Genomic DNA, 1546 nt, shown 5'->3' with positions numbered 1-1546 from the left:
GGCAGTCACCGCGGCGTTCTCAGGAGCGTTGGTCACCTCGGCACTGGTCGGCGTCATCGTGGGTAGGTGGTTGGATCGACATGGCCCGCGTGGCGTTATGACCGCCGGTGCGGTGGCCGGCCCACTTGCAGTGGTGGGCGTTGCGCTAGCTCCGACGTTTCCGTGGTTCGTGGCCGCATGGGTGGCGGCAGGAGTGGCCATGGCCGCGGTGCTGTATCCGCCTGCGTTCGCGGCGTTGACGCGCTGGTTCGGCCCCCGCCACGTCGGCGCCCTGACGATTCTGACGCTTGTGGCGGGGCTTTCGAGTACGGTGTTTGCGCCGCTCACCGCCGCGCTGGCCGACCGACTTGATTGGCGCACAACCTATCTCGTTCTCGCGCTGCTATTGGCGGCCGTGACCATTCCGGCGCACTTCTTTGGCCTTCGCCAGCCATGGCCGGCGGCGCCGGGGGTACACGTCAGCGAACCACCCAGCCGAATCACACGGACTCGCCCGTTCGTTGCACTGGCAGTCGCGCTCACCTTGGCTGCCTTGGCCTCCTATTCGGTCATCGTCAACCTCGTGCCGCTGATGACTGAGCACGGTATCGACGCGCGCATGTCAGCCATGGCGCTCGGCCTGGGCGGCATTGGACAAGTGTTCGGCAGACTCGGCTACCGAACGCTGATCACCCGCTGCGGCATACGGGCGCGAGTGGCATCGATTTTGGCAGGAGTGGCGGTGACGACGGCACTACTGGGAATCTTCAGCTCGGTGGTGCCGCTGATCGTCGTGGCGATTCTCGCGGGCTTCGTGCGGGGCATCATGACCCTGCTACAAGCGACTGCCGTCACCGAACGTTGGGGCCATTCCCACTACGGACATCTGAACGGCGTCCTATCCGCCCCAATCACCTTGGCCACCGCGACCAGTCCGTGGATCGGTGCCGCCCTGGCGAGCTGGCTCGGCGGATACGGCTTGATGTTCATGGCGCTCGGCGCTTTCGGAGCTCTTGCAGCCGTCATCGGCTTGGCCAGTGTTCCCGCTCGCTCCGATGACAGCGATGTTCCACGTCTGTCGCCGAGCGCTCACGCGGATTAAACTTGCACGTGCGCCTGAGTCCATCGTCTGGCGCCGACGCCCGCTATCTCACTCCGTCCACGGCTTGCGTTTCAGTTCGATAAGCATCAATATAGATGGGTGTCTAAATCACGGCTTCCGCTTCCAGACGCGTCCGTGTGCGCGTACGCACCTTTAGTAACCGAGCCGCTCTCACCCGAGGCGGCCGCCGACATCGCGGCCAAGCTGAAAGCACTGGCTGATCCGATCCGACTGCGCCTATTCAGCATGGTGGCCAGCCGCGCGGGCGGCGAGGCATGCGTGTGCGACGTATCTGAGGGATTCGACGTAACCCAGCCGACCATCTCGCATCACCTCAAGGTCCTCAAGGATGCGGGGCTATTGACCTCCGAACGGCGCGCCTCTTGGGTGTACTACGCAGTCGTCCCGGAGGCATTGACGAACTTGTCGACGGTACTCAGAGTTGACGTTTCCGCGGCGAAGGCA

General features: G+C 64.2%; 2 protein-coding genes. Both read left to right on the top strand.

Annotated features, from left to right (window positions below):
* Positions 1-1081 (top strand): MFS transporter (locus AC5Y5O_RS31975; protein ID WP_500028743.1); only part of this gene is annotated, 1081 nt, incomplete at its 5' end.
* 99 nt (positions 1082-1180) lie between these two features.
* On the top strand, positions 1181-1546 hold a 366-nt coding region (locus AC5Y5O_RS31970; RefSeq protein WP_500028742.1), incomplete at its 3' end, for a metalloregulator ArsR/SmtB family transcription factor.

Source organism: Mycobacterium sp. NGS40, from assembly GCF_059812735.1.
This window is presented reverse-complemented; position numbering and strand designations above follow the sequence as displayed.